Origin of the sequence: Pseudovibrio sp. Ad26, from assembly GCF_001623285.1 — a bacterium.
In the GTDB taxonomy this organism is placed as follows: Bacteria; Pseudomonadota; Alphaproteobacteria; order Rhizobiales; family Stappiaceae; genus Pseudovibrio; species Pseudovibrio ascidiaceicola.
This window is the reverse complement of sequence record NZ_LMCE01000096.1, coordinates 1-6,964: the sequence shown is the minus strand read 5'-3', so window position 1 is coordinate 6,964 and position 6,964 is coordinate 1. Positions and strand designations below refer to the sequence as shown.

Here is a 6,964-nt window from a genome sequence, read left to right as displayed (position 1 = left end):
GTATTATACCGGAGTGGCAGGGAGAAAATCCCCCTGCCGTTTACTAGCTATTTGATAGAGACCCGAAGGGACAGTAGCCAACTGCTTCGGGTCTTTTTCAATTTAAGCGTGACAGAAATTGGTAGAAACCACATTTCTTCACCTCCGGTTTCGGGGCAAGGCTGTTGCCTCAGTCGGGAGAGCCTATCTTTCCCGATGCGCTGGTTGGCTCAGCGCCGCTGCTTTTGCCCCAAAAACTCTTAACTGCTTGTAGCAGATGCACCCCTTGGTTGCTATGGGTGATCATTCAAGGGCTGAGTGATCCCGCACTTTTTATCTTTCTTCAGTACACCGCCCATTCAACGTCTTTGCATTCAATGTGCTCGTGTTTGTACCGCTGTCCCATACAGTCCATGGCCTGAAGGCTCCACGACCCCTTATTCCCGAGGCGGGTGGAAAGCTCCTTTATCACCTGCGAAAACTCATCGGCCTGAATGAAGACAAAATTACCAGCGTATCCGGTTGAAGTAATCTCATCACATACCGAGCTGATGAGGCAGGCAAATTCTCCCATGCCAGGATCAATGTCGAACTCATGGAAATAATCGTGCTCGTTGTGTTCAGCTTCGCACCGGTGCTTGTAGGTGTTGTCGTTCCAGTCCCGTGGTGAGCGCCGCCCGTATCCTTTCTGCTTCTGCCAGCCCATACTGCCATGTTCCTCTATGAGCAGAATATCCCGGTCACGTGCAGTGGGAGCGGTCGCAGCCTTAAGGCTGGGGACTGCTGTTTGGGCGGTTGGTATGATGATTTCAACGCCTTCATAACGGTCCTCTATTTCCTGTCGTGTTGGGAAGCCATCATAAGCCCCATCACCAAGGAACGTGGCAACCGGACCCCCAACCTGGTCCAGCATATCCGATACAACGGTTGGATCACCAACATTGTCTTCGGTCGGTTCACAGCACAGAACTTCACCGCTCTCAAGGTCGACCCCAAGGTGAAGTTTACGCCAGTTTCGGTGCTTTTGCTTTGTTCCGTGTTTGGTTTTCTGCCATTCGTCAGCGCCAAAGACCTTCAGGCCGGTGCTATCGATCACGAGGGTTGCAGGAGCACGCGCTCCTTTTGACTTAGGAGGTGAAAGCTTTAATCCTCCAGCTCTGCGTGACAGAGTGGAACAATCAGGAACCGGCAAAGCGAGCTTCATTAAACCGAATATAGAGCGCATAAATCCTTGCGTCTGACACAGAGCAAGGCCGAAAACAGAACGAGCGATCAAACAGGTTTCAATGCGAGTTCTGAAAATATGCAGGGTCGACCGCGTCGCTTGCTCGCAGGAGCAAAGCAGGCCGTTGCAAGGCTGGCGTCAACCCAGATGGTAATGTCACCACGGCGGCGCAAACTCTCATTATATGCGGACCAGTTGGTCGCCTTGTATTTGGTTTTGCTAAATTTGTGTTGGCGATTAGCGTTGTGTTTAAACGACATAAACTGAATCTGCATGGAAGAAAATTTCAGCGAAGATAAACCTCAATGTGAAATTACGCAACAACGCCTGATTGATGCATGAAGTGCACTCAGTTTGGTTTATGCAACCAAACCCAACTTAATGTGACAACACCTCTACACCTTATAGCAATAGGGCCTTCAGTTTTTTTTTGTTGCTGCAATCTATTGAGCCAATTACTAACCGTCGTGATATCACTGGAAGCCATAATGAATATGAGACGAACTGTATGAAGTGAGCGCTGGCAAGTAACGTGAGACCACCTGCCAATCGCATTAAATTGCAATGCCTAACCCAAAATTGTGAGCAAATGAGCTGTAGGCTGAGGGATCTATATGTTTTGATAACTATTTTCCGAATGGTGCCTATCAACTTGTTTAAATTTGGTTAAGCAAACCCACGTTTGCCACATTAGTAAACGCAATTCGGCTGTGTAGTCGTGCGACAGGCTGAACGCATCAGCGTGTGCATACGATATGAGCTGGCAGTAACTAGCCATGCAACCGTCAAGCACAAATATCCGCACAGCAAATCACATCACGTCAGTGGACGTTCTAGAAAGGCCAAACCATGGTTTTACGTATAAACGATACTATCCCCGATTTGACTGTGACGACTGATCAGGGAAACCTCAGCCTGCGCAATTGGGTTGGCGACAGCTGGGCGATAATTTTCTCGCACCCTAAAGACTTTACACCCGTTTGCACGACTGAATTTAGTGCAGTTGCAAGATTGGCGAAGGAATGGGAAGCTAGAAACACCAAGGTATTGGGTATCTCGGTAGATGGTGTTGAAGACCATAAAAAGTGGAAAGGTGACATTGAAGCCGTTGGTGGGACCCGGCCAGAGTTTGCGATTGTTGCTGATGACGATTTAGAGATGGCAAAGGCATTTGACATGCTGCCAACGGAATATGCGATGCCCGACGGTCGGACGCCAGCAGACACTGCCACAGTACGTTCAGTGTTTATCATTGGACCTGACAAGCAGGTGAAACTTATGATGACGTATCCGATGTCCGTTGGTCGTAATTTTTCTGAAATATTGCGTGTCTTGGATGGCCTACAAATGTCTGCCAAAGGCGTTGCTACCCCAGCAGATTGGCAGGTAGGACAAGATGTGATCGTACCGCCAGCGGTTAGTACAGAGGATGCTCAAGCGAAATTCGGTGTGGTGAACACTATTTTGCCGTACTTGCGCACTGTCCATGCGCCACACTAGCCCCATCTAGCTGTTTCGCAAGGCTGTGTCGCAAACTTTTTCAGTCTTGCGTGACATGAGGCTGATTGTCTAAAACACAAGCGCACTGTAACCATGCGATGAGGATTGCTGCTGGGGTCAATTTCAAAGGAAGCCACTACCCCAAAGACGCGATCCTATATGCGGTTTTCTTTTACGTGCGCTACTCAGTTTCTTACTGCGACCTTGAGGAGATCATGCAAGAACGCGGGGTTGAGGTAGATCACGCCACGCTCAATCCGTGGATTGAAAAATACGCGCCTCTCATTGCAGCCAAGGCTAAGAAGCAAAAACGTCAGGTTGGCACCTCCTAGCAGATGGACGAGACTTATATCAAGGTTAAAGGCAAATGGGTATATCAGTATCGGGCCATTGATAAACAAGGAGAAACCATTGATTTCATGCTCTCTGAGACCCGGGATGAAGAGGCTGCAACCCGTTTTTTTGAAGAAGCCATCAGCAACAATATTCTGCCAGAAAAAGTGGTGATAGATAAAAGCGGAGCAAACAAAGTCGGGTTAACCAACATCAATATTTGCCTCTTCCTGGTGGGCCGCTGGCATTCCTGCATTGACATTCTTCAAGTCAAATACCTCAACAACATCGTTGAGCGTCAGCGTCCTATGATGCACGAACCACTCAGATCTTTGGCGAGGCCGGATATCGCTTCAATCACGGTGCGGTGAGTCTGGAACCCTTCGCGGGCCTCGCTTATGTGCACCTGACGAGTGACGGCTATTCTGAAGCTGGGGGCGTAGCTGCGCTGATGGCCAACAACCAGGACATGGACCAGACCTTCACCACCATCGGACTGCGTGCCGAAACAAGGGCTGATCTCGGGGCTGCCCTCGGCGCGGCTGACCGCGATGGTGGGATTACGTGCCATGCTTTTGATAGGGGGATGATTTCTCCGTTGCTGGAGTGCCGATTGCCAGAGATACCTTCGTGCTCGATCTGGGCGCAGCAGTCGATCTTGGGGCGAATGCGGCCCTCAGTTTGACCTACAATGGTCAGTTCGGTTCCGGCTTCACCGATCAGGGGCTTAAGATGAACCTTACTCTGCAGTTCTGACCGCATCTCGGCTTCTACCGGGGGTAGAACCTCAAAAGGCTCTGTTGCAAACATGTCTTAGAGCGCAATTTGTGTGACTTCAGGGCTATCTTATTAGATTTTATCGCTCTGAAGATGGTTTTCGAGCATGGTCATGGCTTCAGATAGAGCACTTGGGCCAATTCCGAAGGCCCGCTCAACGAGGCGGGCTTCACCCAGAACATCCTTCGAGAAATTGAAGGCACCAGCCTGACCTTTGCGCGAGCCCGCATTACTTCAAAGCCTTTGATCGTCGCATAGGCGGTCTTCATGGTTTTGAACCCGCGTACGGGTCTGATGAGCTGTTTCAGCTTGCCGTGATCAGCTTCGATGATATTGTTCAGATACTTCACCTGGCGATGTTCAGTGTCCGTGGGGCATTTTCCTTCTGCTTTCAACTCGGATATAGCAAGGCCATATGTTGGGGCCTTGTCGGTATTGATAGTATTGGGCTTTTCCCAGTCTTTAAAGCCACTCAAAGCTTTACCTAGAAACCTCTTAGCAGCTTTAGCATTGCGAGTGGGAGAGAGATAAAAGTTGATAGTATTGCCGAATTTGTCCACGGCTCGGTAGAGATAGGCCCTTTTCCCGCGAACCTTTATGTAGGTTTCGTCGACCCGCCAACTGCAGGAGGATGGACGCCGCCATTGCCAACGCAGTCGCTTTTCCATCTCCGGGGCATATCTCTGGACCCATCTGTAAATTGTAGCATGATCAACGCGAACGCCACGCTCAACCATCATCTGTTCAAGGTCACGATAACTAATGCCGTATCTGCAATACCAGCGAACCGCCCATAATACCACTTCACCACTGAAATGACGGCCTTTGAAAGCACTCATGAAATCACCAAACCAACATTGAATGATGTCTCATCGCAGCCACCGACAATTTTTGCAACAGAGCCCTCTCGTCCGCAATCGACATTTACCTCCACCGCATCAACGCCTTCTCACAATGGAAACAAGCCACTATGCTTGACGCCTAAAAAGCGTCCGGAGAAACCAGTGCAGCCAAATTCAGGTTAAGTTGATAGTGCCATCAGAGCGGATCAATCGGCCGCCCTGATTATTCCGCTTGGGAACGAGTTCAACCAAAAATGAAGTGATCTTCGGAGATTTGAGAGCTATTCACCCCCTGGAGCAGCGCACCTTCTGTGATGTCATGCATGTGCCCGTCCCATTCTAGGCGAACACCGTCCTGCGTATCGGTCATAGTGATGTCAGCAAAACTATCTGCGGCATCGCTAATCATTTCAAAGCGATCCTCGGTGATATCAAAATCGGTGATCGTATCCATGCCGCCCGCAAAACCGCTGTAAAGAAATCTGTCAGCACCCGTACCGCCAGTCAGTAAATCATCTCCAATCATGCCCCAAATTCTGTCATCTCCGGCACCTCCGTTGACAGTGTCATTCCCTCCATAAGCCCAGAGTTCATCATTTCCATCTTTGCCATCAATAATGTTTGCACCGTTGCTGCCGTTAACGTTATCCGCAAATTGGCTGCCGATAAGCCCCTCGAAATTTCGTGTGATCACATCGGATACCCACTGGCCCTCACGCAGAAATAGGAACCGCACCTGCTCATTGGCTCCAAATATGTACCTGATGGGACCATTGGATTCAGAAAGGTCCAGAATGTCAAAACCTGCGCCACCATCTAAAGTATCCGTTCCTGAGGACACCTTGATAGTATCATTTCCTCCCATCCCGAAGATTAGGTCATCCCCATCTCCCCCAGCTATGGAGTTAGCCCTCTCGTTGCCAATCACCGTTCCCCCGGCATCACCCAGGCTGAGTTCCACGGACCCTTTGTTGCTCAGCAACTGAAGCGCCTCTGTAGCGGTTACTCCATACAGCAGGACTGAGGTTTCACTGTTGCTAACCAACGCAGAGTGCTCATAGAACTTCTGGGTTTTGGTAACTGGATCCAGAACAAACTGACTGCTTTGCATTTCGACGGTGGCGGTGTCCCCATAAAGACCTAAAATATCCTCAGATGCGTCGAAATCATAGATCGTGTCCTGCGTCCCGGCTTCACCTGCCCCGCCGATGATGAAGGTATCAGCACCGGTGCCGCCCACAAGAACGTCATTACCCAAGCCGCCAGTCAGGATATCATTGCCGGCTCCGCCCACAAGGGTGTCCGCGCCGCCCTTACCGGAGAGGCTGTCATTTCCACTGCCGCCTGACAGATAATTTGCAATGCTGTCGCCGATGATCACATCATCATGATTGCCACCGATCACACCCTCGAAATTCTTAAACTCAATGCTTGAACGGTAGTAGTAGTCATATTTGTAGGAGCTGGAGGCCCTTACTGATCGTACTTCCGAGTAGCCCTCACTCCCGACTTGGCCAAGATCTATCTTGATCTGCGCGTCGTTCTCACCTTCGAAACTGACAATGTCAAACCCTTCGCCACCATCCAGCGTGTCAAAATACCCAAATATAGGGCCATTTGGTCTATACATTTGGCCTGGGTGGATGATGTCATCCCCTCCATTCCCATAGATGGAATCACTGCCACCACCGCCGTAAATGATATTAGCTTTATCGTCCCCTTTAATGACGTCAGAACCGTCTGAGCCAATCACGCCTTCAAAACCGGATACATTGCTGAATTCAATAGTCACAGCTCTGTTCAATAGGGAAGTAAAGATGGTGTCCGTGTCAGGGTCGGCGCCCGTTTTAATGCCGCTATCCTGATCCGACTTGGCTTGCAGCCTGCCGGTATTGATCGACAAGTTGATGATTTCTTCGGTCAGTTCCACTTCGCCTGCCTGGATTTTTCCCCGGTTTGCCGTGGAGACAAAATAGTCTTCGAGGACAACGGTCCGGGTCAGGTCTGTTGCGAAGCTGGAGGTGATGATGAGGTCATCACCGTCCCGCACCGGCTTTAACGAAGCAAAGTTCAACTGGCCAGAGAAAAATAGCGTGTCGTTGGCCGAGAAGTCCTTGATGAGGAAATCCCGGTTGCCGCCCGTCAGCGGACCGACAAAGAACACATCTGCACCGCCATTGCCTTGTCCGTCGTCGAATGAAGTTAGACAGAATTAGCTTCTGAATAGCGGCGTGTTTGGCCCGGTTTGCATGTTGATGTTAAGCGGCTTGCGCGTGGTAACGCAAGCGGCGATTTTGAAGAGTTCTGC

4 protein-coding genes and 2 pseudogenes are annotated in these 6,964 nt (G+C 50.1%); 3 read left to right on the top strand and 3 right to left on the bottom strand.

Annotated elements, in window-relative coordinates; translation table 11 throughout:
* Window positions 1–322: 322 nt before the first annotated feature.
* Window positions 323–1,267: an IS5 family transposase gene (locus tag PsAD26_RS22820; protein ID WP_275507208.1), complete on the bottom strand. Its 945-nt coding sequence runs from the start codon at window positions 1,265–1,267 to the stop codon at window positions 323–325.
* 786 nt (window positions 1,268–2,053) lie between these two features.
* On the opposite strand from PsAD26_RS22820, the gene PsAD26_RS22810 reads away from it, so the two are divergent.
* The 3 genes and pseudogenes from PsAD26_RS22810 to PsAD26_RS29020 all read left to right on the top strand — a co-directional run bounded on the left by PsAD26_RS22810 (window position 2,054) and on the right by PsAD26_RS29020 (window position 3,722).
* Window positions 2,054–2,704 (top strand): peroxiredoxin, encoded by a 651-nt coding sequence (locus PsAD26_RS22810; RefSeq protein WP_063312257.1) that lies wholly within the window; start codon window positions 2,054–2,056, stop codon window positions 2,702–2,704.
* A gap of 98 nt (window positions 2,705–2,802) precedes the next feature.
* A pseudogene (locus tag PsAD26_RS29470) lies at window positions 2,803–3,336 on the top strand (IS6 family transposase); the annotation flags it as partial.
* Window positions 3,337–3,365: 29 nt separating this feature from the next.
* Window positions 3,366–3,722, top strand: coding sequence for an autotransporter outer membrane beta-barrel domain-containing protein (locus PsAD26_RS29020; RefSeq protein WP_208985822.1), 357 nt, complete (start codon window positions 3,366–3,368; stop codon window positions 3,720–3,722).
* A gap of 164 nt (window positions 3,723–3,886) precedes the next feature.
* Here PsAD26_RS29020 and PsAD26_RS22795 read toward each other — a convergent pair.
* Window positions 3,887–4,653: pseudogene (locus PsAD26_RS22795) on the bottom strand (IS6 family transposase).
* A 247-nt stretch (window positions 4,654–4,900) separates the two neighbouring features.
* Window positions 4,901–6,820, bottom strand: coding sequence for a calcium-binding protein (locus PsAD26_RS22790; protein ID WP_063312255.1), 1,920 nt, complete (start codon window positions 6,818–6,820; stop codon window positions 4,901–4,903).
* Window positions 6,821–6,964 lie beyond the last annotated feature (144 nt).